The sequence below is a fragment of the Streptomyces viridiviolaceus genome, assembly GCF_014650995.1.
GTDB classification, from domain to species: Bacteria; Actinomycetota; Actinomycetes; order Streptomycetales; family Streptomycetaceae; genus Streptomyces; species Streptomyces viridiviolaceus.
This window is the reverse complement of record NZ_BMWA01000012.1, coordinates 1-24,077: the sequence shown is the minus strand read 5'-3', so window position 1 is coordinate 24,077 and position 24,077 is coordinate 1. Positions and strand designations below refer to the sequence as shown.

Below are 24,077 nucleotides of genomic sequence, written 5' to 3'. Positions count from 1 at the left end.
CCGGTTCGGGGGAGCACGGTCACGCGTGGGGTGCCGCTGTCCGGTTCGGGGGAGCACGGTCACGCGTGGGGTGCCGCTGTCCGGTTCGGGGGAGCACGGTCACGCGTGGGGTGCCGCCGTCCGGTCCGGGGGGAACACCGTCTCGCGTCGGGTGCCGCCGTCCGGTCCGTGCCCCACCGCATCCCCTGTCGCTGCGCGCCCGCGCCCGACTGCCGACGCGCCCGGCCCGGGCGCGGCCACGCGTGACCCGTGAGGGCGGTGCCCCGGAATAAACGGTCGGCAGGTCCGCGCCTTGCCCGGCCGTGGGCTCGTCCTCGGTCGGCCTGGGACGGGTGCGCGCCGCCCTCGACTGCCCGAGCAGCGAGCGGGCCCCGGTTCGACGGACGGCCCCACACAGCCACGGGCCGCAGCGGTGCGGACGGCCGCGCGGACGCGTGCCTGTCGGACCAGACCGCCGAGTGCCCCCCTGGCCTGCCCCGTGCCTCCACGCGGGCCGCCGGTGGCGTTCGCGGCGTGGAGGCGCGGTCGGGGAGCGGACGCAGGAAGGGTGCCCACGTCTGCGTGAGCCCCCCGCGTCGTGCGGCGACGGCTACGCCGCCGCCGGCCGGCGTCCCGTGCGGGCCGCCAGGGTGCCCGCGACCGTGAGCGCCACCACGCCCAGCACCGCCAGGACGCCGACGCCGACCGTGCCGGCCCAGCCTGCGGAGTGGAAGGCCACCGCGCCCACCGTGCTGCCCGCGCTGGAGCCGATGTAGTAGGCGGACTGGTACAGGGCCGACGCCTGGGCGCAGCCGCGCGTGGCCGTCTTGCTCACCGCCGAGGACGCCACGGCGTGCCCCGCGAAGAAGCCCGCCGTGATCAGCACCAGGCCGAGCAGGACCAGCGGCAGGGTCGGTGCCAGGGAGAGCAGCAGTCCCGCCGCCGTCGTACCGCCCGCGAGGTACAGCGCCCCGCGGCGACCGAGGCGGCCCACCAGGCGTCCCGCCGTCGACGCCGACACCGTGCCGACCAGGTAGACGAGGAAGATCGAACCGACGACGCCCTGCGGCAGGGAGAACGGCGCCTCCGTCAGGCGGTACCCGATCACCGTGTAGACGCCGCCGAACACGGTCATGAACAGCGCGCCGATCGCGTACAGACGGCGCAGCAGCGGGTCGGCGAGGTGGTCGCGGACCGTGCGGGCGAGGACGCGCGGGCGCAGCGAGCCCGCCTTGAAGTGCTTCGGCGCCGGCAGCAGCAGCCGGAAGGCCACCGCGCACGCCACCGCCACGACGCCGATCACGCCGACGGCGACCCGCCAGCCCCACTCCTGCGCCACCCAACCGGTGATCACCCGGCCGCTCATCCCGCCGACGCTGTTGCCCGCCACGAACAGGCCGATCGCGGTCACCAGCGCCCTCGGGGTCACCTCCTCCGCGAGGTACGCCGTCGCCGACGCCGGCAGCCCGGCCAGCGCCGCACCCTGCACCGCCCGCAGCGCGACCAGCGCGGGCAGCGACGGTGCGAAGGGGACCAGCAGCCCGACGGTCACCGCGACCGCCAGCGACGCCGTCATGACCGTACGCCGTCCGAAGCGCTCCGACAGCGCGCTCATCGGGAGGACGAACACCGCCAGTCCGCCCGTCGCGGCGGCCACCGTCCAGCTCGCGTCGCCGGCCGTCACCGCGAAGTCGTCCGAGACGAGCGGCAGCAGGGCCTGCGTGGAGTACAGGAGCGCGAAGGTCGCCACACCCGCGAGGAAGAGGGCGAAACTCATCCGGCGGTAGCCGGGGCCGCCCGGGGCCGTGCGGGAGTCGGGGACGGGAGCGGAGGCGGAGACGGATGCAGCGGCGCCCACGGTGGTGGACGCCCCGGTATCGGCGGGAGTCATGCTCGAAACGTACGGACCCGGCGACTCATCCGTCCAATGCATGGAATCGCCATAATCGTTCCCATGGTGCATCAGCAGAGGTCACAGAACCGCCTGTCACAGACCAGTGACACAGAAGACATCGTCGCGCTGCTCGCCCCCCGCCTCGCCCACTTCGCCGGCGTCGCCCGCACCGAGCACGTCACCCGGGCCGCCCAGGAGATGAACGTCCCCCAGTCGACCCTCTCCCGGGCCCTGGTCCGCCTGGAGCAGGACCTGGGCGTCGACCTCTTCGTCCGCCGCGGCCGCACCCTCGCCCTAACGCCCGCCGGACGCACCTTCCTCGGCTCCGTCGAACGCGCCCTCGCCGAGATCGAGCGCGCCGCCGACGAGGTGCGCGCGGACGCCGACCCGGCCACCGGCAAGGTCGCCTTCGGCTTCCTGCACACCATGGGCGCCGAAACGGTACCCGGTCTGCTGCACTCCTTCCGCGCCGACCACCCCCGCGTCCGCTTCAGCCTCGTCCAGAACTACGGCGAGGCGATGCTGGAGCGCCTGCGCGCCGGAGAGCTGGACCTCTGCCTGACCTCCCCGGTCCCGGACGCGCCCGACCTGGTCGCCCGCCGCCTGGACGAGCAGAAGCTGCGTCTCGTCGTCCCGGCCGACCACGCGCTGGCCGGACGCAGGCGCATCCGCCTCGCCGAGGCCGCCGACGAGGTCTTCGTGACCCTGGAGCCCGGCTACGGCCTGCGCCGCATCACGGACGACCTGTGCAAGGAGGCGGGGTTCCGGCCCCGGGTGGCGTTCGAGGGGGAGGAGACCGAGACGCTGCGGGGCCTGGTCGCGGCAGGACTCGGCGTCGCCCTCCTGCCGCCGCCCACCGTCCCGCGCCCCGGCGTGGTCGAACTGACGGTCACGGCTCCGCGCGCGGCCCGGGAGATCGGCGTGGCCTGGCTGGCCGGCAGCGTGGACACGCCCCCGGTGGCGGCCTTCAAGAAGTTCCTGCTGTCGCGCAGGGGCAACCTGCTCCCGGCGTAGCGGCCGGCCGGACGCTACCGACGCAGCGACTTGCCGAACCCGGCCGCCAACGGCATCCGCAGTCCCAGCGGCGGCGGAGCGGCCAGCGCGTCCTCCACCGGCCGGGAGAAGGCGTGCCCGAACAGCACGCCCAGCACGAAGTCGACGGCCAGCGCGGCCACTTCGTCGCGGTAGTGGTGCAGCCCGTGTCCGTCGGAGTGCACTTCGAACCGGCACACGTCCCGGTTCGCCTTCTTCGCCCGCGCCGCCAGCCGGAACGACAGCTCCGGATCGCTGCGCTCGTCGTTCGTGCCGTGCACGATCAGCACCCGCCGCCCGGCGAGCTGCTTCACCGGTTCGGGTGGCGCGGCGACGTCCTCGTCGGGCAGCCAGGGGGCGATCGACAGCACGGAGTTGACGGCCTCGTGCCCGCCCGCGCGCAGCGCGGCCCGGCCGCCCATGTCGATGCCGACGAGGCAGACGGGGACGTCGCCGTAGCGCCGTACGGCCTCGTCCGCGGCCCAGGCGGCGTCGTGCGCGAGACGGGCCTCGCTGCCGTTCCAGCCGCGGTAGCGGTAGTGCACGACGTGGACGGCCAGGCCCTCCTCCCGCCCCGCGTGCGCCAGCCGGCGTCCCAACCCCCGTACGGACGCGGCCGCCAGCAGCGGGGACGGTCTGCGGCCGGAGACCTCGTCGCCGCCGGGGAGCAGCAGGACCACTCCGCTCACCGCCGTCCCCTCCGGACCGAGCATCCGCCCCAGCCGGGCCCTGCGAACCGGCGTCGCTTGCTGTGCCATGACAGAACAGTGTCAGAAGAGCGGGTGTACGCGACCCGTCCGTGCGGTCACCGTTACATATCGAGGGATACGTACACCCGTGCCTTTCTTCGTGTACACCCGACGTTCTACGCGCGTAGGAGTTAGAGTGCGGAAATGACGAGCCAGAGCACTGAGAAAACCCCGGCGCCGGACCAGATCCGCCGGGCGCCCAAGGTTCTGCTGCACGACCACCTCGACGGCGGGCTGCGCCCCGGCACGATCGTCGAACTCGCCCGCGAGTCGGGCTACTCCCAGCTCCCCGAAACCGATCCCGACAAGCTCGGCGTCTGGTTCCGCGAGGCCGCCGACTCCGGCTCCCTGGAGCGCTACCTGGAGACCTTCTCGCACACCGTCGGCGTCATGCAGACCCGCGACGCCCTGGTCCGGGTCGCCGCCGAGTGCGCCGAGGACCTCGCCGAGGACGGCGTCGTCTACGCCGAGGTGCGCTACGCCCCCGAGCAGCACCTGGAGGGCGGACTCACCCTCGAAGAGGTCGTCGAGGCCGTCAACGAGGGCTTCCGTGAGGGCGAGCGGCGGGCGAAGGCGAACGGCCACCGCATCCGCGTCGGCGCGCTGCTGACCGCCATGAGGCACGCCGCCCGCGCCCTGGAGATCGCCGAGCTCGCCAACCGCTACCGGGACCTCGGCGTCGTCGGCTTCGACATCGCCGGCGCCGAGGCGGGCTACCCGCCCACCCGGCACCTGGACGCCTTCGAGTACCTGAAGCGGGAGAACAACCACTTCACCATCCACGCCGGCGAGGCCTTCGGGCTCCCGTCCATCTGGCAGGCCCTGCAGTGGTGCGGGGCCGACCGGCTCGGACACGGGGTGCGCATCATCGACGACATCCAGGTGCACGAGGACGGGACCGTGAAGCTCGGGCGGCTCGCCTCGTACGTACGGGACAAGCGCATCCCCCTGGAGCTGTGCCCCAGCTCCAACCTCCAGACCGGGGCGGCGGCCTCGTACGCCGAGCACCCCATCGGGCTGCTGCGCCGGCTGCACTTCCGCGCCACCGTGAACACGGACAACCGGCTGATGTCCCACACCAGCATGAGCCGGGAATTCGAGCACCTTGTCGACGTGTTCGGTTACACGCTCGACGACATTCAGTGGTTCTCTGTCAATGCGATGAAATCGGCGTTCATTCCTTTCGATGAAAGATTGGCCATGATCAATGATGTCATCAAGCCGGGATATGCGGAACTGAAGTCCGAATGGCTGTTCCAGCAGACTGCTTCCACCAGCGGTTCTGCCGCGAATGACGGCTGAACCGCGCTGATCGGGGCTCAGAGATATGGACGAGTGTTCACACTTCGTCCGCATTTCGAGGTTTGCGGCCTGCGGTGTCGCGTGTTTACGGTCGAGGACCGCTCATATCCCCGACATCCCATTTCGAGGACGCAATTCATGAAGCAGTCTGCTGTCAAGACCCTCGGTGCCGCCGCTCTCGGTGCCGCCTTCGCCGTCGTCGGCGCGGGTGCCGCGGGCGCCGCCCCGGCCGCCCCGGACGCCACGCAGGCCCTGGACACCATCGCCGGGACGCTCCCCGCGGAGAACGTCTCCCAGGTGCTGCCGGACGCGAGCGGCGCGCTGGAGCAGGGCCCGACCGAGCCGGTCACCGGTCTGCTCGGCGGACTCCCGACGCAGGGCGTGACGATGAACGGTGTGCCGCTCGGCTGAGCCGCGCCCGTCACGACGTGCCGACGGGGCGCACCCGGTGACATCGGGCGCGCCCCGTCGGCGTACCAGAGGGAAGCAGGGGCGGCGGAACGGCCGCCGCTACCAGGCCGTTCGTGCGGCCTTCTCCTCGGACGGCAGCAGGATCCACAGGGCGAGGTAGAGCAGGAACTGCGGGCCGGGCAGCAGGCAGGAGATCAGGAAGATCACCCGCATCGTGGTCGCGGAGGTGCCGAAGCGCCGCGCCAGCGCGGCACACACTCCGCCGATCATGCGGCCGTGGGCGGGACGGGCGAGGCGGGACATCGCGGCTCCTTCGTGAGCGTCCGGTCGAGGCCGCCGGCCGGCTGCCTCATCTGCCCTCAACGCTACGGAGACGAACGGAACAAAGCGTCGCTCTACGGGGCGATACCGACCCTGGGAATCGTCGGGGTCCGACCCTGAGCGGGCTCCTCCTGGGGAACGTCCTCGCGACACCCCCGCTCGGACCTGCGGCGGAGCCGGGCACGGCCCAGCGGGACGACCGCGAGGTGCGTCAGGGCCACGCCCGCGGTGTTCAGCAGCAGCGAGTCGACGTCGACGACCTGGCCGGGCACCCCGGTCTGCAGCAACTCGATGGCGAGCGACAGCAGGGCACCCGCGGCCATGGTGCGCAGCAGCGACGCCAGCGGCGAGACGGACAGCCTGCCGTTCACCACCGGCAGCAGCACGCCCAGCGGCGCCAGCAGGGCGAGACCCCCGCCGATGGACCGGGCCGCCTCCGGCCAGCCCAGCGCGAGGTCGGCCCGGATGCCGGCGAGCGGGTGCAGGTTGGGGGGCATCACCCAGAGGACGTCCAACGGCCGCAGCGTGAGCCAGGCGACGAACGCGAGGTGTGCGACCAGGAGGACACCCCCTGTCACACGGATGCGGATCGCGGCGCCGCCGCCGATGGAGCCTTCACGCTGCACGCCCCCCTAGACGCGGCCTCCGCCGCCGTCGGTTCCGGACACTCCCCCGCACGGGTGAGGCCTGCGCCACATCCGCCCCGGCATCCGTGGCACCGCGCGTGAGGTCTGTGACCCGTGGGCCCGCTGGGACCGTCGGCCAGGGCGACGGCCGCCGGTGGTCAGCCTTCGACGACGCTCGACGGTGGTTCCTTGCTCCCCGGCCGGGCGCGAACCTCGTCCGTGCAGGCATAGCGGCGGGGGGCACGGTCGTCGGGGCCGCCCAGGATCACCGAGCCGTCACCCTCGGCCGCGGCCGAGTCGGAGAACGTGCAGACGATCTGGGCCAGGGCGTACGAGGTGAGGTCGCCGGGCGCGGTGCTGAGCCGCAGCGTGTCCTCCGGGTCGCCGGGGCGGGGCCCCTTCACGGTCGTGCCGCCCCGCACGTCCGTGGTGTACCCGGCCTCCTTCTCCGCGGCCGACGGCGCCACGGCGAGCTGGTCCAGCAGCCCCTGCGCCACCAGCACCCGCCGCTGGGAGTCCGGCGCGCCGTCCGGGACCCGTACCGTCCGGTCCACGGCCACCAGCGACGAGCCGCACAGCAGGAACACCTGCACGGCCACGCCCGGCGCGGACTGCGTCGACACGTCCGGCTCGGCGAGCGAGCAGCGCACCCGCGACGGCGCGGGACCGAAGTCCGTCGGCACCTCCGTGGCCCGGATGCCGCACCCGGCGAGCAACGCGGCGAGCACGGGGAGCGCCAGCAGGCGGCGTACGGTCATCAGCCCTGTCCCTTCGCGTCCTTGCCCTTGCCCTTGCCCTTGCCGCCGTCACCCGCGGAGTCCCCGGAATCCTCGGGGCTCCCGGAGTCCAGTTCCGCCAGCGTCGACGCGTCCCGCGGCAGTCGCAGCGTGAACACCGCACCGCCCTCCGGAGAGTTGGCCGCGGTGATCTCCCCGCCGTGGATGTGCGCGTTCTCCAGGGCGATGGACAGGCCGAGCCCGCTGCCCTCGGAACGGGGCCGGGAGGCGCTCGCCTTGTAGAACCGGTCGAAGACGTGCGGCAGGACGTCCTCGGGGATGCCGGGCCCGTGGTCGCGTACCGCGATGACGACCTCGTCGTCCGCCGCCGTCACCGACACCCGCACCGGCGACCCGCCGTGCTTGAGCGCGTTGCCGATGAGGTTGGCCAGGATCACGTCCAGGCGGCGCGGGTCGAGCCGGGCGTGGATGCCGCGCTCGGCGTCCAGCTCGACGGCGTCCAGCCAGGCCCGGGCGTCGATGCACGCGGTGATCTGGTCGGCGACGTCGACGTCGTCCAGGACCAACCGGGCGGTGCCCGCGTCGAAGCGGGTGACCTCCATCAGGTTCTCCACGAGGTCGTTCAGCCGCCGCGTCTCGCTCACCACCAGCCGCACGGCCGGCTCGATCATCGGGTCGATGCCGCCGCCCTCGAACTCCAGCTCCTCCTCCAGCACCTCCGTGACGGCGGTGATGGCCGTCAGCGGCGTGCGCAGCTCATGGCTCATGTCCGCCACGAACCGCCGCGAGGCCTGCTCCCGGCCCGCCATGTCCTCGACCCGTTTCTCCAGGGCCTCGGCGGCGCTGTTGAACGTCCGGGACAGATCGGCCAGCTCGTCGGTGCCCGAGACCTGCAACCGGGTGTCCAGCTTCCCCTCGCCGAGCCGCCGCGCGGCCACCCCGAGCCGGTGCACCGGCTTCAGCACGGTCGTGGCCAGGGCCTGAGCGAGCAGCGCGGAGCCGATCAGCGCCAGGCCCGTGGCGATCCCCAGCGACCAGGCCAGCGAGTTCAGGTCCTTCGCCTCCGGCTCCAGCGACTTGCGCATGTAGCCGGTCGGGCCCCCGCCGATCACCTTGGTACCGGCCACCAGATACGGCGTGTCGTCCTCGACCGTCCGCTGCCAGTACAGGTGGTACGGGTACTTGTTGGCCGAGGTGACCTTCTGCTCCTCGGTCACGGCCTTGCGCAGCGACTCGGGCACGTCGGTCAGCGCGAAGCCGCCGAGCCCGCCCGAACTGCCGTACACGGTCTCGCCGTCGGCGTTCTCCGCGACGAGCAGCACGCTGAAACGCTGGCTGCTGTTGGCCATCTGGCCCGCGGTGTGCTGCAACTCGTCCTGCGTGGGGTGCTCGGGCAGCGAGCCCGCCCGGTTCTGCATCTCCTGCTCGAAGTCGCGCAGGACCGCGTCCTGGGCCCGGGTGAGCACGGCCTCCCGGTTCAGCCAGTACGCGATCCCGGAAGCCGACACGGCGGCGGTGAGCGCGACCAGTCCGAAGACGACGACCAGCCTGAGCCGCAGGCTGGTGAAGCGCAGCCGCGACCAGACTCCCTTGCGAGCCGCGGCCCAGCCGCGCGAAACCCCCTGGCGTTCCTGTGTCACTGAGGCGGATCCAGCCGGTAGCCCACACCCCGCACGGTACGGATCAGGGTCGGGGACGACGGGACGTCCTCGACCTTGGCGCGCAGCCGCTGCACGCAGGCGTCCACGAGCCGCGAGTCACCGAGGTAGTCGTGTTCCCACACCAGCCGCAGCAACTGCTGCCGCGACAGCGCCTGCCCCGGGCGCCGGCTCAGCTCCAGCAGCAGCCGCAGCTCGGTCGGCGTCAGCTGGAGGTCCTCGCCGTTCTTGGTGACGGTCATCGCCGACCGGTCGATGACGAGGCTGCCGAAGGTCGCCGAGTCGCTGGACTCCCGCTCCCCGCGCCGCAGCACCGCCCGGATGCGGGCGTCGAGCACCCGGCCCTGCACGGGCTTGACGACGTAGTCGTCGGCACCCGACTCCAGGCCGACGACCACGTCGATGTCGTCGCTCCGCGCGGTCAGCAGGATGATCGGCAGCTGGTCGGTGCGCCGGATGCGCCGGCACACCTCGAACCCGTCGATGCCGGGCAGCATCACGTCCAGCACGATCAGATCCGGCCGCTGCTCGCGCAGCAGCTTCAGACCGTCCTCACCGCTGGCAGCGGTGGCCACCCGGTGTCCCTGGCGCGTCAGGGAGAGCTCCAGGGCCGTACGGATGGCGTCGTCGTCCTCGATCAGCAACAGGGAAGGCACGGGCTCATTCTGGCCCATGGAGGGGGTGCGGTTCGACCTGTGGGCCCGGATGCGGTGCGCTGCCGCCCCCGGGACCTGTGAAGGAAGTGTGGCGCCGGAGTGAGCGAGCCCTGTGACAGCTCTGTGACAGTCGGCGGACACGGCCATGAAGTCGCCCCGGCAAGCTTTTCGGCACAGGCAACACAGCAAGCCGAACACCGGAAGTCCACGACGGGGGGCGCGAGATGAACACGCTGCACGGCACCAGCACCAGCGCAGTGATCACGCGTCTGCACGACGTGCACACGCACCGGGGTTCCGAGAGGTCCGGTGCCGTGAGCGGGCGGGGGTGCGCTCGCGGCACCGGGCGTCAGCACACCGCCTACATGACGGTGGTCGACACGCACCAGGGGGAGACGCACGGGGGAACCGCGTACGGGGAGGCCGAGGGGGAGCGCCGTTCGCTGTCGGAGGCGGAGTTCACCGCCTACGTCCAGGAACGCCGCGCCTCCCTGTACGCAACCGCCTACCACCTCACCGGCGACCGCTTCGAGGCCGAGGACCTGCTGCAGAGCGCGCTGTTCTCGACGTACCGGGCGTGGGACCGGATCAGTGACAAGGCGGCGGTCGGCGGATACCTCCGCCGCACCATGACCAACCTGCACATCAGCGCCTGGCGGCGCCGCAAGCTCAACGAGTACCCGACCGAGGAACTGCCGGAGACGCCCGGCGACACGGACGCGATGCGCGGCACCGAGCTGCGCGCGGTCCTGTGGCAGGCGCTGGCCCGGCTGCCCGAGCTCCAGCGCACCATGCTGGTCCTGCGCTACTACGAGGGCCGTACGGACCCGGAGATCGCGGACATCCTCGACATCAGCGTCGGCACGGTGAAGTCCAGCATCTGGCGGTCGCTGCGCCGGCTGCGCGAGGACGAGGTGCTCAGCCTCGGCCGTGACCGGGAGGACGCCTTCGGCGAACTGGTCGCCTGAAGGGCCAGGGGGCCCGCGAAAAAAAGTAGGAGCCCGGGTGTATCACGGGGGGAGTCCGGGGCTCTTACTCACGGGAAGCACCACCCACGGGGGACGACGGGGGGTGCGGGGGACGGGGGGACACGGGGGAAGCACCACGGGGGAACGGGGGAGCACAAGGGGACGGGACTGGAGGGCCGGGGGGTCCGTCCAGTCCCGTTTCTGTGTCCGGGGCGGGCCGGCTACGCCGCCGTACGCGTCGGCGCCGCGCACCGCCCCGCCGCCGCGGCGGCCAGCCGGCCCATCGCCTCGTCCCGGTCGCAGACATGGGCGCCCAGGGCCGTCTGGTGGGCGATGATCGAGCGCTCCTTCCGCATCAGGCGCCAGCCGCGGCGCAGCAGGAACGGCACCGACTTGCGGCCCTCCTTCAGATCGCGCAGGAAGCGGCGGCGGAAGGTCGTCATCGGACCGCGGCTCAGACACAGCGCGTCGGCGAGGACGCCCAGTTCCCGGCAGCGCGTCACGATCTCCGCGGCGAAGATGCCCTCCGCGATGAACAGCGGGGTCCGCCCGATGTCGACGGTCTCCTCGCCGGTGCGGGCGCTGAGCGCGATGTCGTAGACGGGTACCTGCGTGCGGCCCGTGCGGCACAGCTCCGTGATCGCGGCGACCGCCGTGTCCGCGTCCCACGTCCCGGGGTGGTCCCAGTCGATGTCGGAGCTCCCGGCCACCAGCGGCAACGTCGGGTCGGTGCCCTCCTTGTAGAAGTCGTCGAGCCGCAGCACGGGGAGGCCGGAGCGGGCGGCGAGGAGGGACTTGCCGGAGCCGGAGGGGCCGCAGAGCAGCACGACGCGTGTCGGTATGGGCGGATGGGAGGTCACGGGACACCAGTGTGCGGCATCGAACGGCCGCCGAACGACCCCGCCGACCGGCTTTGAAGCGCGCGTCACACGTCAACTACTCTTCGCGTCGGACCAGTTACTTTTCGGAGTGCTGTCGCGGTACCCGGCATCACTCCCCGGCAAGAGGTGGCAGCAGCGATGGCCCGACACGCGTTCCCCCGCACCCCGACCGCCCGGCGCGCCCTGGCCGCCCTCGCGACCGCAGGGGTGGCCCTCGGAGCGGGCGCGGCCACGGCCTCCGCGGCCGACGGCGCGGTCGCGGGTGTGACCGGCACAGCCGGCCACGCCGCCGCTCCGGTCACCGATCTCAGGCCCAACCCGCTGGCCGGCACGGGCGTCGACCCGCTCGACAACGGCGTCGAGACCACGGTGGCCGACTTCGCGCCGCTCGACTCGAGGGCACTGACCGGCCCGGTCGCGCAGGCGCCGTCGGTCGGCAGCGTGCCGGTCGCGGAGCAGGCGGCGGGGCTGGTGCGCTGACCCGAGGCCCGACGGCCCTGTGCGTGCGGAGAGCCGCGCCTTCCCCGGACGGAGGGAAGGCGCGGCTCTCCGGTTCCCGGCCGACGGCGCCCTTGCGGGTGCCGTCAGTACGAGGAGCCCGACGCGCCCAGCGAGCCGGTCGGGTGCCAGACCGTCTTCGTCTCCAGGAACGCCGTCATGCGCTCGGTGCCCGGCGTCGCCGACCATTCGTCCACAGGCTGTGGACGCAGAACGCGCTTGAGGTTGTCCGCCGCCGCGATCTCCAGCTCCTTCGCCAGCGCCTCGTCGGCGCCCGCGAGGTCGATGGCGTTGACGTCCTGGTGGGCGGCGAGCGGGGCGGCGATCTCCGCCGTGCGGCCGGAGAGGATGTTCACGACACCGCCCGGCAGGTCGGAGGTCGCCAGGACCTCGCCCAGGGACAGTGCGGGGAGGGGGGACTTCTCGCTCGCGATCACCACCGCCGTGTTGCCGGTGGCGATGACCGGGGCGACGACGGAGACCAGGCCCAGGAACGACGACTCCTGCGGGGCGAGGACCGCGACCACGCCCGTCGGCTCCGGGGAGGACAGGTTGAAGAAGGGGCCCGCGACCGGGTTGCCGCCGCCGACCACCTGGGCGATCTTGTCGGTCCAGCCCGCGTACCAGACCCAGCGGTCGATCGCCGCGTCGACCTGGACGCCCGCCTTGGACTTCGACAGGCCCTCGGCGTCGGCGACCTCCTGGACGTACTGGTCGCGGCGGCCCTCCAGCATCTCGGCGATGCGGTAGAGGATCTGACCGCGGTTGTACGCCGTCGCGCCGGACCAGCCGCCGAACGCCTTGCGCGCGGCGACCACCGCGTCACGGGCGTCCTTGCGGGAGGAGAGGGGCGCGTTCGCCAGCCACTTGCCCTTCGAGTCGCTCACCTCGTACACCCGGCCGCTCTCGGAACGCGGGAACTTCCCGCCGACGTACAGCTTGTAGGTCTTGAACACCGACAGTCGTGCATCAGACATCGAGGTACGCCTCCAGGCCGTGGCGGCCGCCCTCGCGGCCGAAGCCCGACTCCTTGTAGCCGCCGAACGGCGAGGTCGGGTCGAACTTGTTGAACGTGTTGGACCAGACGACGCCGGCGCGGAGCTTGTTCGCGACCGCCAGGATGCGCGAGCCCTTCTCCGTCCAGATGCCCGCCGACAGGCCGTACTGCGTGTTGTTGGCCTTGGCGACCGCCTCGTCCGGGGTGCGGAAGGTCAGCACCGACAGAACCGGTCCGAAGATCTCGTCGCGGGCGACGGTGTGCGCCTGGGTGACGTTCGTGAAGAGCGTCGGCGCGAACCAGTAGCCGGACGAGGGCAGCTCGCACGCCGGGGACCAGCGCTCGGCGCCCTCCGCCTCGCCCTGGTCGGCCAGCGCGGTGATACGGGCCAGCTGCTCGGCGGAGTTGATCGCGCCGATGTCCGTGTTCTTGTCCAGCGGATCGCCCAGGCGGAGCGTGGACAGGCGGCGCTTGAGGGAGTCGAGGAGTTCGTCGTGGATCGACTCCTGCACCAGGAGGCGGCTGCCCGCGCAGCAGACCTGGCCCTGGTTGAAGAAGATGCCGTTCACGATGCCCTCGACGGCCTGGTCGATGGGGGCGTCGTCGAAGACGATGTTGGCGCCCTTGCCGCCCAGCTCCAGGGTGAGCTTCTTGCGGGTGCCCGCGACCGCGCGCGCGATCTCCTTGCCGACGGCCGTCGAACCCGTGAAGGCGACCTTGTTCACGTCGGGGTGGGCGACCAGGGCGGCGCCGGTGCGGCCGTCGCCGGTCACGATGTTGACGACGCCCCGGGGCAGGCCCGCCTGGCGGCAGACGTCCGCGAAGAACAGGGCGGAGAGGGGGGTCGTCTCGGCCGGCTTCAGCACGACCGTGTTGCCCGTCGCCAGGGCCGGGGCGATCTTCCACGCCAGCATCAGGAGCGGGAAGTTCCAGGGGATGACCTGGCCGGCCACGCCCAGCGGCTGCGGATTGGTCCCGAAGCCCGCGTGGCCGAGCTTGTCGGCCCAGCCCGCGTAGTAGAAGAAGTGCGCGGCGACCAGGGGCAGGTCGGCGTCGCGCGTCTCCTTGATCGGCTTGCCGTTGTCGAGGGTTTCCAGAACGGCGAGCTCGCGGGAGCGCTCCTGGATGATGCGCGCGATGCGGAACAGGTACTTGGCGCGCTCGGAACCCGGGAGCGCCGACCACTTCTCGAACGCCTTGCGGGCCGCCTTCACCGCGCGGTCGACGTCGGCCTCGCCGGCCTCCGCGACCTCGGAGAGGACCTCCTCGGTCGACGGGCTGACCGTCTTGAAGACCTTGCCGTCGGCCGCGTCCGCGAACTCGCCGTCGATGAACAGGCCGTACGACGGGGCGATGTCGACGATCGCGCGGGACTCGGGTGCCGGTGCGTACTCGAATGCAGGTGCCATGGTGATCAGTCCACCGTCACGTAGTCGGGGCCGGAGTAGCGGCCGGTGGCCAGCTTCTGACGCTGCATCAGCAGGTCGTTCAGGAGCGAGGAGGCGCCGAAGCGGAACCAGTGGTTGTCCAGCCAGTCCTCGCCCGCGGTCTCGTTGACCAGGACGAGGAACTTGATCGCGTCCTTCGCGGTGCGGATGCCGCCGGCCGGCTTCACGCCGACCTGGACGCCGGTCTGCGCCCGGAAGTCACGGACCGCCTCCAGCATCAGGAGGGTGTTGGCGGGCGTGGCGTTGACCGCGACCTTGCCGGTGGACGTCTTGATGAAGTCGGCCCCGGCCAGCATGCCGAGCCAGCTCGCGCGGCGGATGTTGTCGTACGTCGACAGCTCGCCGGTCTCGAAGATGACCTTCAGGCGGGCGGACGTCCCGCAGGCCTCCTTCACGGCGACGATCTCGTCGTACACCTTCATGTAGTTCCCCGCGAGGAACGCCCCGCGGTCGATGACCATGTCGACCTCGTCGGCGCCCGCCGCCACGGCCTCGCGCACGTCGGCCAGCTTGACCGCCAGCGAGGCGCGGCCCGCCGGGAACGCGGTGGCGACCGAGGCGACCTTGACGTCCGAGCCGGCGACGGCCTCCTTGGCGACGGCCACCATGTCGGGGTAGACGCAGACGGCCGCCGTGGCGGGGGTCGCGCGGTCGGTGGGGTCGGGGTGGACCGCCTTCGCGCCGAGCGCCCGGACCTTGCCCGGGGTGTCCGCGCCTTCCAGCGTCGTCAGGTCGACCATCGAGATGGCGAGGTCGAGGGCGTACGCCTTGGCGGTGGTCTTGATGGAGCGGGTGCCGAGCGAGGCGGCGCGCGCCTCCAGGCCGACCGCGTCGACGCCGGGCAGCCCGTGGAGGAAGCGGCGCAGCGTGCTGTCGGACGCGGTGACGTCAGCGAGTCCGGGTGCGGGTGCAGTGGTGGGCATGGTCACCAGACGAGCATATCTACGCGCGTAGCGGCTGTACACCCCCGAGCGCCCGCCTCCTGGACGCGACACCGCGTACGAGCGCCGCCGCGGGCGTCGGGCACAATCGGCACCATGACGACCCCGGAGCACCAGTCACCCTCGCCGCAGCCCCCGGTACCCGCGTCCAAGGACCGGATCTACCGCTCGCCCGCGGGCATCGCCGGCGGTGTCCTGCTGCTCGCCCTGGTGCTGTGGCTCGGCATCGACGCGGTGGTCGCGGGTGAGGGACGCACCCCCTGGGTGGCGCTCGCCGCGATGCTGTTCCTCGTGCCGCTCATCTGCGCCTACACCGTGCGGCCCGCCGTCTTCGCGGGCGACGACCGGCTGCGCGTCCGCAACCCCTTCCGCGTCATCGTGCTCCCCTGGGGACAGATCGCCTCGCTGCGCTCCGGCTACTCGAACGAGGTCGTCACCGAGTCCGGCGCCAAGTACCAGCTGTGGTCGATTCCCGTCTCGCTGCGCGCCCGCAAGAAGGCGGCCCGGCAGGAGGCGCGGCGGACCGCGAACGACGGCCGGGGGCGCGGTCGTCGCGGTGCGTTCGGCGGCCTCTCCGGTGGCGGCGCCGCGGCGGCCACGACCGAGGGGCCGGTGCGTGCGGAGACCGACAAGGTCATGGACGAGCTGAGGGACCTGCTCGAGGCCCGGGCGAAGGCCGAGACCTCGCAGGGCGAGGTGACCGTTCGCTGGGCGTACGAGGTGGCCGGGCCCGCGGTCGTCGGGGCCGTGCTGCTCGCGGTGTTGTTGGCGGTGGGGTGACCGGGGGCGGTTCCTTCTGACGGCGGCGGGGCCGGTGCCGCTGACTGGGGGCGGCTGGCTGGGGGTGCGGCAGCGCTGTGGCTGAGGGCGCGGGTGCAGCTTTGGTGGCGTGCCGGTGCGGCTGTGGCTGCGGGTGGTGGTGCGGCTGTTCTGCGGGTGCGGCAGTGGTTGTGGCTGAGGGCGCCGGTGCGGCTTTGGTGGCGTGCCGGTGCGGCTGTGGCTGCGGGTGGTGGTTCGGCTAGCTGCGAGCGCTGTGGCTGAGGGCGCGGGGTGCGGCTGTGGTGGCGGGTGCCGGTGCGGCTGAGACTGGGGCTGCGACGGGGGTCTCGCTGTGGCTGCGGTGCGGTGGTGCGGTTGCCGGCCCGTGCGGTCCTACGGTGCGCTCGGCCAGACCAGGAGCATGTACCCCCCGAAGTACGCGGAGCCCAGCACCGCTGCCGACAGCGCCAGCGCGCGACAGCGCACGGACGCGTGGGACAGGTGGACGGCCACGGGGAGGAGCAGCGGGAAGGCCGGGAGCAGGAAGCGGGCCCTGGGGAAGTACACCCCGCCGCTGCCCAGGACGATCACCAGCAGGACGCCGGTGAAGACGAGCAGCGCGAGCGGCTGGCGGTCCCACACCGACAGGGCGAACAGCACCACCGACGCGATCAGCGTGAGCGTCACCAGGACGAGGAACAGCTGCGGTGAGGAGTCCCGGCCCAGCAGCCAGCGGATCTTGCTCAGCGTCTCCAGACCGCCGTCCAGTTCGTTGTGCCACAACTTCTGCACGGCGAAGTAGCCGTCCCACCGGCCCAGGCGCAGGCCCACCCAGGCGATGTACGCGCCCCAGCCGAGCGGCGCGAGGAACGCGGCCGCCAGGGCGCGCGGACGGACGGGACGGTGGCGCAGGGAGAGCAGCGCCGCCACGGTGACCGCGGCCGCCACCGCGATGCCCGTCGGCCGGGTCAGCCCCGCCAGTGCGGCGAAGCCCGCGGCCCACAGCCAGCGGCGCGTGAGCACGGCGTACAGCGACCACGCCGCGCACGCCGTGAACAGGGACTCGGTGTAGCCCATCCACTGCACCAGGCCGACCGGGAACGCGGCCCACAGCGTGGTCAGCAGGATGCCGACGCGGCGGCCGTACAGGCGCTCGCCCACCGAGAAAACGCCCCAGGCGGCTACGAGCGAGGCGACGACCGCGATGCCCAGGGCCGTGGACGCGCGGGTGCCGGGGGTGAAGGCGGCCACGGCCTTCACGAGGACCGGAAAGAGCGGGAAGAAGGCCAGGTTGTTCGTGTTGTGGGCGGTGCCGAGCTCGTCGGCGTAGCCGTGGTCGGCGATGCCCAGGTACCAGTCCGAGTCCCACTGCGTGGCCAGGATCGGCCACACCTGCTGGTGCCGGCGGTGGGCCCAGACCGACAGCACGAGCAGGCCCGTGACGCGTACCGCGAGATAGGCGGCGAGCGCCGGGGCCGCCCGGTGCAGGGCGCGCCGGACACGCAGGACGTGGGCGCGCAGCGCGTGGACGCTGGGGGGCGAGGCGGGGGGTGCGGGGACAGGTGGGCGCCGGGTACCGGGGATTCGTCCGCTCGGGGTGGTTTCGGGGGCGGTCGAGGACACGGCGGCGGCTCCCTGGGTGACTCGGCGGTGCGTTTCCGGTCCACCGTTGCCCGGGGGGCGGCGTGCGTCGGGGAGGGCGGGTCAACCGACGCCGGGAAGTCACCCGATGGGGTGCCGCCGGATGGGGCACCCCGTCGGGGGCTGTGCGGTGCGGTGCCGCCGTGTGGGCCGTGCCGAGTCGCCGTGGGGCTGCCGGAGGCGTACTCGCTCGGTCGCGCGGGGGTCGGTCAGATGCCCGCCGCCGTCGACAGGTCGCGCTTGAGGGCCGACAGGACCTCCGTCGCCCTCGCGCGGGCCGCGGGGAGCTCGGCGTGCGTGGCGACCGGGACGACCACCTCCAGGTAGCACTTCAGCTTCGGCTCCGTGCCGCTCGGGCGGACGATCACCCGGGCGCCGTCGAGGGTGTAGCGCAGGCCGTCGGTGGGCGGGAGCGCGGCCGTGCCCCGGGTGAGGTCCTCGGTGCGGGTGACGGCGAGGTCCGCGAGCCGGGTCGGGGGCTGCTCGCGCAGGCGGCGCATGGCGTCCGCGATGACCGACAGGTCCTCGACGCGGACCGAGAGCTGGTCCGTGGCGTGCAGTCCGTGCTCGACGGCGAGGTCGTCGAGGAGGTCGAGGAGGGTGCGGCCGCTCGCCTTCAGGGTCGAGGCGAGTTCCGTGATCAGGAGGGCCGCGGTGATGCCGTCCTTGTCGCGCACGCCGTCCGGGTCCACGCAGTAGCCGAGGGCCTCCTCGTAGCCGTAGCGCAGGCCCTCTACGCGGGCGATCCACTTGAAGCCGGTGAGGGTCTCGGCGTACGGGAGGTCCGCCTTCCCGGCGATGCGGCCGAGGAGGGAGGACGAGACGATCGACTCCGCGAACGTGCCCTGTGCTCCGCGGGTCACCAGGTGGGCGGCGAGGAGGGCGCCCACCTCGTCGCCGCGGAGCATGCGCCAGTCCTCGCCGTCGGGTACCGCGACCGCGCAGCGGTCGGCGTCCGGGTCGTTGGCGATGACCAGGTCGGGGTTCGTCTCGCGGGCCTTCGCGAAGGCGAGGTCCATCGCGCCGGGCTCTTCCGGGTTGGGGAAGGCGACGGTGGGGAAGTCCGGGTCGGGCTCGGCCTGCTCGGCGACGAGGGTGGGCGTCGGGAAGCCGGCTCGTGCGAAGGCGGCGAGGAGGGTGTCCTTGCCGACGCCGTGCATCGCCGTGTAGACGGTGCGGGCGGTGCGGGGGGAGTCGGGGGCGAGGACGGCGTCGGTGCGGGCGAGGTAGGCGTCGAGGACGCTGTCGTCGAGGGTCTCCCAGCCGGTGGAGGGGCGGGGGACGGTCGTGAGCGTGGTGATCGCGTCGATCTCGGCGGCGATGTCCGCGTCCGCCGGGGGCACGATCTGGGAGCCGTCGCCGAGGTACACCTTGTAGCCGTTGTCGCGGGGCGGGTTGTGGCTGGCGGTGACCTCCACGCCGGCGACGGCGCCGAGGTGCCTGATCGCGAAGGCGAGGACGGGGGTGGGGAGGGGGCGGGGGAGGAGCGCCGCGCGCAGGCCCGCGCCGGTCATGACCGCGGCGGTGTCGCGGGCGAAGTCCTCCGACTTGTGGCGGGCGTCGTAGCCGATGACGACGAGGCCGGCCGTGCCGTCCCCGTGCGGGGTTCCCTGCTTCTTCAGGTACGCGGCGAGGCCGGCGGCGGCGCGGATGACGACCGAGCGGTTCATGCGCATGGGGCCGGCGCCGAGTTCGCCGCGCAGGCCCGCGGTGCCGAACTGGAGGGTGCCGCTGAAGCGCGCGGTGAGCTCCGCGTGGTCCGCGGCGTCGATGAGCTTGGCGAGTTCGTCACGGGTTTCCGCGTCGGGGTCCTCGGCCAGCCATGCCTTGGCCCGTGCGATGAGGTCGTCGTGCACGTCGGGTCAGCCTCTCGTGGTCGGTGGTCGGTGGTCGGTGGTCGGTGGTCGGTGGTCGGTCGTCCGCCGGTGGTCTTGGGATGACGATGCCTGCGGCGGCCTGTGCGGGTTCGGTGGGGGTGCGCGTAGCGCTTTCGGTTGTGGGTGGGTCGGGGCCGTGCCGGGGGGTGTCCGTCCTCGGAACGGCGCGGAATCGGTGGGTGACCATCCGACTGGTGTTGACGCGCCAACCGCTGCGGGCGGACACCCCCCGACACGGCCCCTTCTCGCCGTACGTGACTGCCGCGCCGTCGCGGTGCCCGCGCAGCGCCGCGGCACCGCGCGGTCGCGCCGCCGTACCGTCGGGCGCCGCGCTGCCGTAGCCGCGGGCGGCACCCCGCAAGCGCCGGGCCGCGCCACCCACCCCCGACCCGCACCCACGCCGGGTAACCGGCGAACACCGGACCAGCGCACCCACGCCGGGCGACAGCCGAACGCAGTGCAACCGCACCCGCCGGTGGGGTTACAGGCGGCCGAGGACCTGGGCCAGCAGGGAGCCCATCCGGGTGGCGGAGTCGCGGCCCGCCTGGAGGACCTCCTCGTGGTTCAGGGGCTCGCCCGTCATGCCGGCGGCGAGGTTGGTCACCAGGGAGATGCCCAGGACCTCGGCGCCCGCCTCACGGGCCGCGATGGCCTCCAGGACCGTCGACATGCCCACCAGGTCGGCGCCGATGACGCGGGCCATGCGGATCTCGGCCGGGGTCTCGTAGTGCGGGCCGGGGAACTGGGCGTAGACGCCCTCCTCCAGGGTGGGGTCGACCTCCTTGCACAGGGCGCGCAGGCGCGGCGAGTAGAGGTCGGTGAGGTCGACGAAGTTCGCGCCGACGATGGGGGAGGTGGCGGTCAGGTTGATGTGGTCGCTGATCAGGACCGGCTGGCCGGGGCGCATGCCCTCGCGCAGGCCGCCGCAACCGTTGGTGAGGATCACGGTCTTGCTGCCGGCGGCGACGGCGGTGCGGACGCCGTGCGCGACGGAGGCCACGCCGTGGCCCTCGTAGTAGTGGGTGCGGCCCAGGAAGACCAGTGCGCGCTTGTCCCCGATGGCGTACGAGCGGATCTTGCCGCCGTGGCCCTCCACCGCGGGCTTCGGGAAGCCCGGCAGATCGGTGACCTGGAACTCGGCCTCGGGGGCGCCGAGGGCGTCCACGGCCGGTGCCCAGCCGGAGCCCATCACGAGGGCGACGTCGTGGGTCTCGGCGCCGGTGAGTTCACGCAGGCGGGCCGCGGCGGCGTCGGCGGCGGCGTAGGGGTCGCCCTGGATGTCGTCCGGAAGAAGAGATGCGTTCACGTCGATGAGAGTAGCCGGTCTTCGCCTACGCGCGTAGATGACGGAGCTCACGGGATGGCGATCGTTGTCTTGTCGTTTCCGACGAAGGGCCGGGCGTCAGCAGGGGCGCTTGCGGAGTTCCATGACGTAGTCGTGGGGTGCGCCCGCGGATTCGGCCGCGTCCGCCACCTCCCCCAGATAGCGGGCGGAGGGCAGGCCGCCCTCGTAGGCGTTCAGAACGTACGTCCACGCCCCTTCTTCACCGTCCAGGGTGTGCACCCGTACGCGCGTACGGCGGTATATGTCCATGCCTACGCCCTCCCATCGGTCCAGCGAGTCCTCGTCCATCGGAGCGACGTCGTAGAGGGCCACGAAGACCTGGGAGAGCGGGTCCTCGACGATGGTCGCGAGCGCGCCCTCCCAGCCCATGTGCTCGCCCCCGAAGGTCAGCCGCCACCCGCTCAGCCAGCCGGTGGCGCGCAGCGGCGAGTGGGGGGCGCGGCGGGTCATCAGCCGCGCGTCGAGGTTGCCGGCGTAGGCGGCGTAGAGCGACATGGGGAGAGGGTACGGCAGTGGCCCGGCGTCACTCTTGTAACGGAGGTGCCCCCGGGCGGCTCCTCGTTGAAGGGTGCGGGACAATGGAGTACGTGACTCGGATCGTGATCATCGGTGGCGGACCCGGCGGATACGAAGCGGCGCTGGTCGCCGCGCAGCTCGGCGCGGAGGTGACCGTCGTCGACTGCGACGGTCTGGGCGGAGCGTCGGTGCTGACCGACTGCGTGCCGTCGAAGACCCTGATCGCCACGGCCGAGGTGATGACCACCTTCGACTCCTCGTACGAGGAGCTGGGCATCATCGTCGCCGACGACACCCCGCACATCGAGCAGGCCGCCCGGGTGGTCGGGGTGGACCTGGGCAAGGTCAACCGACGGGTCAAGCGGCTCGCCCTCGCCCAGTCCCACGACATCACCGCCTCCGTGACGCGCGCCGGTGCGCGCGTCGTGCGCGGGCGCGGCCGGCTGGAGGGCATGCAGGCCCTCGACGGGTCGCGGAAGGTCGTCGTGCGGGCCGCGGACGGGAGTGAGGAGACACTCACCGCGGACGCGGTGCTGATCGCGACCGGTGGGCATCCGCGTGAGCTGCCCGACGCCCGGCCCGACGGCGAGCGCATCCTGAACTGGACCCAGGTGTACGACCTCGACGAGCTTCCCGAGGAGCTCATCGTCGTCGGGTCCGGTGTGACCGGTGCCGAGTTCGCCGGTGCCTACCAGGCACTGGGGTCGCGCGTCACCCTCGTGTCGTCGCGGGACCGCGTGCTGCCGGGTGAGGACCCGGATGCCGCGGCCGTGCTGGAGGACGTCTTCCGGCGGCGCGGCATGAACGTCATGGCGCGGTCCCGGGCCCAGTCCGCCAAGCGGGTGGGGGACCGGGTGGAGGTGACCCTCGCCGACGGGCGGGTCATCACCGGTTCGCACTGTCTGATGGCCGTCGGTGCCATCCCCAACAGCGAGGGCATGGGGCTGGAGGAGGCCGGGGTCCGGCTGCGCGACTCCGGGCACATCTGGACCGACAAGGTGTCCCGGACGACGGCCCCCGGTGTGTACGCCGCCGGCGACGTGACCGGCGTCTTCGCGCTGGCCTCCGTGGCGGCCATGCAGGGACGCATCGCCATGTACCACTTCCTGGGGGACGCGGTCGCGCCGCTGAACCTGAAGACCGTCTCCTCCAACGTCTTCACCGACCCCGAGATCGCCACGGTGGGGTACTCGCAGGCGGACGTGGACGCCGGCAAGATCGACGCCCGCGTCGTCAAGCTGCCGCTGCTGCGCAACCCGCGGGCGAAGATGCAGGGCATCCGGGACGGCTTCGTCAAGATCTTCTGCCGGCCCGGCACAGGGATCGTGGTCGGCGGCGTCGTCGTGGCCCCGCGTGCCTCCGAACTCATCCACCCCATCTCGATCGCGGTCGACAACAACCTGACGGTGGAACAGATCGCGAACGCCTTCACCGTGTACCCCTCGCTTTCGGGGTCGATCGCCGAGGTGGCGCGGCAGTTGCACACGCGGAAGGCCGGCGCCGAGGCCTGACGGCCGAAACCGGCTCCTCGCTGGTCACAGCGAGTCGCGGAGCATGCGGAGGGCATAGTCGGGGGGAGTAGGCGCGTATACCACTTCCTGCCCTGTCGTGCGAACAACTTCTGTTATTCGGCGCAAACTGCTGAAAGCAGACGGTCGTTGGGGTTACTGTCAGTTTCGTGTTCGCTGCAGAACGTCGCCAATTGATCCTCGAAATGGTGCGAGCGAACGGGGCCGTGTCGCTCCGTGAACTCGCCCGCGTCGTCCAGACCTCCGAAGTGACCGTACGGCGGGACGTGCGTGCACTGGAGGCAGAAGGACTCCTCGACCGCCGGCACGGCGGTGCGGTACTGCCGGGCGGGTTCACGCGGGAGTCCGGCTTCCCGCAGAAGTCCCATCTCGCGACCGCCGAGAAGACGGCCATCGCCGACCTCGCCGCGGGCTTAGTCGAAGAGGGCGAGGCCATCGTGGTGGGGGCGGGGACCACCACGCAGGAGCTGGCGCGCCGGCTCGCCCGCGTGCCCGGTCTGACCGTCGTCACCAACTCGCTGCTGGTGGCCCAGGCGCTGGCCCATGCCAACCGGGTCGAGGTCGTGATGACCGGCGGCACGCTCCGGGGCTCCAACTACGCCCTGGTCGGCTCGGGGGCCGAGCAGTCCCTCCAGGGCCTGCGGGTGTCGAAGGCATTCCTGTCGGGAAGCGGGCTCACGGCGGAGCGGGGCCTGTCCACGTCCAACATGCTGTCCGCGTCCGTGGACCGCGCGCTGGTGCAGGCCGCCGCCGAGGTCGTCGTCCTCGCCGACCACTCCAAGCTGGGCACGGACACGATGTTCCAGACCGTGCCGACGGACGTCATCACCCGCCTGGTCACGGACGATCCGCCCGCCCACGACGACCGTGCGGCCACCGAGCTCCAGGCGCTCGCCGACCAGGGCGTGCAGATCGCCGTCGCCGGGGCGTCGGGTGCCTCGGGCTCCCCGGGGGCCTCGGGTGCCTCCGGGGGTGATGCCGTCCCGGCGCGTCAGCAGCGCCGGGACGTGCCGCTCCCCGGGCCGCGCCGCCAGGTCCCCGGCGCGGGGTCGGGGCTGAGGACGGCGACGGCTCTGGGTGAGCAGAACGGCGGGGTGGCGGAACAACGTGCGCGGGTCGCGGACCTGCGGCGCCGCTGAGCTTTCATCGGTCGTCGCGGTCCGTCGCGGTCCGGTGCGACGCCGGGGCGCCCGGCGGGCCTGTCACTGCGGTCCGCCGGGCGCCCCGGTGTGTCCTGCGACGGCCGTGTGGCCGGTTGTCTCAGTCCTTGATCTCGCAGATGGCGGCGCCGGAGGTGATGGAGGCGCCGACG

General features: G+C 72.5%; 23 protein-coding genes. 8 read left to right on the top strand and 15 right to left on the bottom strand.

What is annotated here, in order from left to right; translation table 11 throughout:
• Positions 1-589: 589 nt before the first annotated feature.
• Entirely contained in the window at positions 590-1,870 is a 1,281-nt protein-coding gene (locus IE260_RS18735; protein WP_189873323.1) for an MFS transporter, read from the bottom strand.
• Positions 1,871-1,933: 63 nt separating this feature from the next.
• On the opposite strand from IE260_RS18735, the gene IE260_RS18730 reads away from it, so the two are divergent.
• A complete protein-coding gene (locus IE260_RS18730; protein WP_189873321.1) occupies positions 1,934-2,887 on the top strand; it encodes a LysR family transcriptional regulator in 954 nt (317 codons plus the stop codon).
• A 14-nt stretch (positions 2,888-2,901) separates the two neighbouring features.
• On the opposite strand, the gene IE260_RS18725 is transcribed toward IE260_RS18730, so the two are convergent.
• The gene (locus tag IE260_RS18725) at positions 2,902-3,663 is read right to left on the bottom strand and encodes a dienelactone hydrolase family protein (protein ID WP_189873319.1); all 762 of its coding nucleotides are present in this window, start codon (positions 3,661-3,663) and stop codon (positions 2,902-2,904) included.
• A 135-nt stretch (positions 3,664-3,798) separates the two neighbouring features.
• On the opposite strand from IE260_RS18725, the gene IE260_RS18720 reads away from it, so the two are divergent.
• Entirely contained in the window at positions 3,799-4,956 is a 1,158-nt protein-coding gene (locus IE260_RS18720) for an adenosine deaminase (protein ID WP_189873317.1), read from the top strand.
• A gap of 138 nt (positions 4,957-5,094) precedes the next feature.
• Positions 5,095-5,367, top strand: a complete 273-nt coding sequence (locus IE260_RS18715; protein ID WP_189873315.1) for an ATP-binding protein — start codon at positions 5,095-5,097, stop codon at positions 5,365-5,367.
• A 99-nt stretch (positions 5,368-5,466) separates the two neighbouring features.
• Here IE260_RS18715 and IE260_RS18710 read toward each other — a convergent pair whose 3' ends face one another.
• The 5 genes from IE260_RS18710 to afsQ1 form a co-directional block, all read right to left on the bottom strand.
• A complete protein-coding gene (locus tag IE260_RS18710; RefSeq protein ID WP_189873313.1) occupies positions 5,467-5,670 on the bottom strand; it encodes a PspC domain-containing protein in 204 nt (67 codons plus the stop codon).
• Positions 5,671-5,762: 92 nt separating this feature from the next.
• Entirely contained in the window at positions 5,763-6,314 is a 552-nt protein-coding gene (locus IE260_RS18705; RefSeq protein WP_189873311.1) for a VanZ family protein, read from the bottom strand.
• 158 nt (positions 6,315-6,472) lie between these two features.
• Positions 6,473-7,072 carry a hypothetical protein gene (locus IE260_RS18700; protein ID WP_189873309.1) on the bottom strand — a complete coding sequence of 200 codons (600 nt, stop codon included), beginning with the start codon at positions 7,070-7,072 and terminating at the stop codon, positions 6,473-6,475.
• Complete coding sequence (locus IE260_RS18695) at positions 7,072-8,691, bottom strand: ATP-binding protein (protein WP_189873307.1); 1,620 nt, start codon at positions 8,689-8,691, stop codon at positions 7,072-7,074. The genes IE260_RS18700 and IE260_RS18695 overlap by 1 nt, the downstream gene beginning before the upstream one ends.
• On the bottom strand, positions 8,688-9,365 hold the full coding sequence (gene afsQ1 / locus IE260_RS18690; RefSeq protein ID WP_033272295.1) for a two-component system response regulator AfsQ1: 678 nt from the start codon (positions 9,363-9,365) through the stop codon (positions 8,688-8,690). Before afsQ1 ends, IE260_RS18695 begins: the two co-directional genes overlap by 4 nt.
• A gap of 224 nt (positions 9,366-9,589) precedes the next feature.
• On the opposite strand from afsQ1, the gene IE260_RS18685 reads away from it, so the two are divergent.
• A complete protein-coding gene (locus tag IE260_RS18685; protein ID WP_189873305.1) occupies positions 9,590-10,333 on the top strand; it encodes a SigE family RNA polymerase sigma factor in 744 nt (247 codons plus the stop codon).
• Positions 10,334-10,554: 221 nt separating this feature from the next.
• Here IE260_RS18685 and IE260_RS18680 read toward each other — a convergent pair whose 3' ends face one another.
• On the bottom strand, positions 10,555-11,262 hold the full coding sequence (locus IE260_RS18680; RefSeq protein ID WP_189873303.1) for a uridine kinase family protein: 708 nt from the start codon (positions 11,260-11,262) through the stop codon (positions 10,555-10,557).
• Positions 11,263-11,352: 90 nt separating this feature from the next.
• Here IE260_RS18680 and IE260_RS18675 point away from each other — a divergent pair, with 90 nt between their 5' ends.
• Positions 11,353-11,694, top strand: coding sequence for a hypothetical protein (locus IE260_RS18675; protein WP_189873300.1), 342 nt, complete (start codon positions 11,353-11,355; stop codon positions 11,692-11,694).
• A 104-nt stretch (positions 11,695-11,798) separates the two neighbouring features.
• Here the strand turns inward: IE260_RS18675 and IE260_RS18670 are convergent, their stop codons facing one another.
• The 3 genes from IE260_RS18670 to deoC are packed head-to-tail and all read right to left on the bottom strand — an operon-like array spanning position 11,799 to position 15,080.
• On the bottom strand, positions 11,799-12,689 hold the full coding sequence (locus tag IE260_RS18670) for an aldehyde dehydrogenase family protein (protein WP_189873299.1): 891 nt from the start codon (positions 12,687-12,689) through the stop codon (positions 11,799-11,801).
• Positions 12,682-14,118: an aldehyde dehydrogenase family protein gene (locus IE260_RS18665; RefSeq protein ID WP_189873297.1), complete on the bottom strand. Its 1,437-nt coding sequence runs from the start codon at positions 14,116-14,118 to the stop codon at positions 12,682-12,684. The genes IE260_RS18670 and IE260_RS18665 overlap by 8 nt, the downstream gene beginning before the upstream one ends.
• A 5-nt stretch (positions 14,119-14,123) precedes the next feature.
• Positions 14,124-15,080, bottom strand: coding sequence for a deoxyribose-phosphate aldolase (gene deoC, locus IE260_RS18660; protein WP_189873676.1), 957 nt, complete (start codon positions 15,078-15,080; stop codon positions 14,124-14,126).
• A gap of 114 nt (positions 15,081-15,194) precedes the next feature.
• Between deoC and IE260_RS18655 the strand changes: the two genes are divergently transcribed.
• Positions 15,195-15,878: a PH domain-containing protein gene (locus IE260_RS18655; RefSeq protein WP_189873295.1), complete on the top strand. Its 684-nt coding sequence runs from the start codon at positions 15,195-15,197 to the stop codon at positions 15,876-15,878.
• Between the two features lie 372 nt (positions 15,879-16,250).
• Here the strand turns inward: IE260_RS18655 and IE260_RS18650 are convergent, their stop codons facing one another.
• The 4 genes from IE260_RS18650 to IE260_RS18635 form a co-directional block, all read right to left on the bottom strand.
• A complete protein-coding gene (locus tag IE260_RS18650; RefSeq protein ID WP_189873293.1) occupies positions 16,251-17,480 on the bottom strand; it encodes a putative hexosyltransferase in 1,230 nt (409 codons plus the stop codon).
• A 227-nt stretch (positions 17,481-17,707) separates the two neighbouring features.
• Entirely contained in the window at positions 17,708-19,354 is a 1,647-nt protein-coding gene (locus tag IE260_RS18645) for a phospho-sugar mutase (protein WP_189873291.1), read from the bottom strand.
• 502 nt (positions 19,355-19,856) lie between these two features.
• Positions 19,857-20,681, bottom strand: a complete 825-nt coding sequence (locus tag IE260_RS18640) for a purine-nucleoside phosphorylase (RefSeq protein ID WP_189873289.1) — start codon at positions 20,679-20,681, stop codon at positions 19,857-19,859.
• Between the two features lie 96 nt (positions 20,682-20,777).
• Positions 20,778-21,215 carry a gamma-glutamylcyclotransferase family protein gene (locus tag IE260_RS18635; RefSeq protein WP_189873287.1) on the bottom strand — a complete coding sequence of 146 codons (438 nt, stop codon included), beginning with the start codon at positions 21,213-21,215 and terminating at the stop codon, positions 20,778-20,780.
• An 83-nt stretch (positions 21,216-21,298) separates the two neighbouring features.
• Between IE260_RS18635 and IE260_RS18630 the strand changes: the two genes are divergently transcribed.
• Both IE260_RS18630 and IE260_RS18625 read left to right on the top strand, forming a co-directional pair.
• Positions 21,299-22,747, top strand: coding sequence for an NAD(P)H-quinone dehydrogenase (locus IE260_RS18630; protein WP_189873285.1), 1,449 nt, complete (start codon positions 21,299-21,301; stop codon positions 22,745-22,747).
• A gap of 167 nt (positions 22,748-22,914) precedes the next feature.
• Entirely contained in the window at positions 22,915-23,904 is a 990-nt protein-coding gene (locus tag IE260_RS18625; RefSeq protein ID WP_189873283.1) for a DeoR/GlpR family DNA-binding transcription regulator, read from the top strand.
• The last annotated feature ends 173 nt before the right edge of the window (positions 23,905-24,077 follow it).

What these genes read in the sequence shown, in the direction of transcription:
- IE260_RS18735 (WP_189873323.1), bottom strand. Translation starts at nt 1,870, where the DNA reads ATGACTCCCGCCGATACCGGGGCGTCCACCACCGTGGGCGCCGCTGCA.
- IE260_RS18730 (WP_189873321.1), top strand. Translation starts at nt 1,934, where the DNA reads ATGGTGCATCAGCAGAGGTCACAGAACCGCCTGTCACAGACCAGTGAC.
- IE260_RS18725 (WP_189873319.1), bottom strand. Translation starts at nt 3,663, where the DNA reads ATGGCACAGCAAGCGACGCCGGTTCGCAGGGCCCGGCTGGGGCGGATG.
- IE260_RS18720 (WP_189873317.1), top strand. Translation starts at nt 3,799, where the DNA reads ATGACGAGCCAGAGCACTGAGAAAACCCCGGCGCCGGACCAGATCCGC.
- IE260_RS18715 (WP_189873315.1), top strand. Translation starts at nt 5,095, where the DNA reads ATGAAGCAGTCTGCTGTCAAGACCCTCGGTGCCGCCGCTCTCGGTGCC.
- IE260_RS18710 (WP_189873313.1), bottom strand. Translation starts at nt 5,670, where the DNA reads ATGTCCCGCCTCGCCCGTCCCGCCCACGGCCGCATGATCGGCGGAGTG.
- IE260_RS18700 (WP_189873309.1), bottom strand. Translation starts at nt 7,072, where the DNA reads ATGACCGTACGCCGCCTGCTGGCGCTCCCCGTGCTCGCCGCGTTGCTC.
- IE260_RS18685 (WP_189873305.1), top strand. Translation starts at nt 9,590, where the DNA reads ATGAACACGCTGCACGGCACCAGCACCAGCGCAGTGATCACGCGTCTG.
- IE260_RS18675 (WP_189873300.1), top strand. Translation starts at nt 11,353, where the DNA reads ATGGCCCGACACGCGTTCCCCCGCACCCCGACCGCCCGGCGCGCCCTG.
- IE260_RS18670 (WP_189873299.1), bottom strand. Translation starts at nt 12,689, where the DNA reads ATGTCTGATGCACGACTGTCGGTGTTCAAGACCTACAAGCTGTACGTC.
- IE260_RS18665 (WP_189873297.1), bottom strand. Translation starts at nt 14,118, where the DNA reads ATGGCACCTGCATTCGAGTACGCACCGGCACCCGAGTCCCGCGCGATC.
- deoC (WP_189873676.1), bottom strand. Translation starts at nt 15,080, where the DNA reads ATGCCCACCACTGCACCCGCACCCGGACTCGCTGACGTCACCGCGTCC.
- IE260_RS18655 (WP_189873295.1), top strand. Translation starts at nt 15,195, where the DNA reads ATGACGACCCCGGAGCACCAGTCACCCTCGCCGCAGCCCCCGGTACCC.
- IE260_RS18635 (WP_189873287.1), bottom strand. Translation starts at nt 21,215, where the DNA reads ATGTCGCTCTACGCCGCCTACGCCGGCAACCTCGACGCGCGGCTGATG.
- IE260_RS18630 (WP_189873285.1), top strand. Translation starts at nt 21,299, where the DNA reads ATGGAGTACGTGACTCGGATCGTGATCATCGGTGGCGGACCCGGCGGA.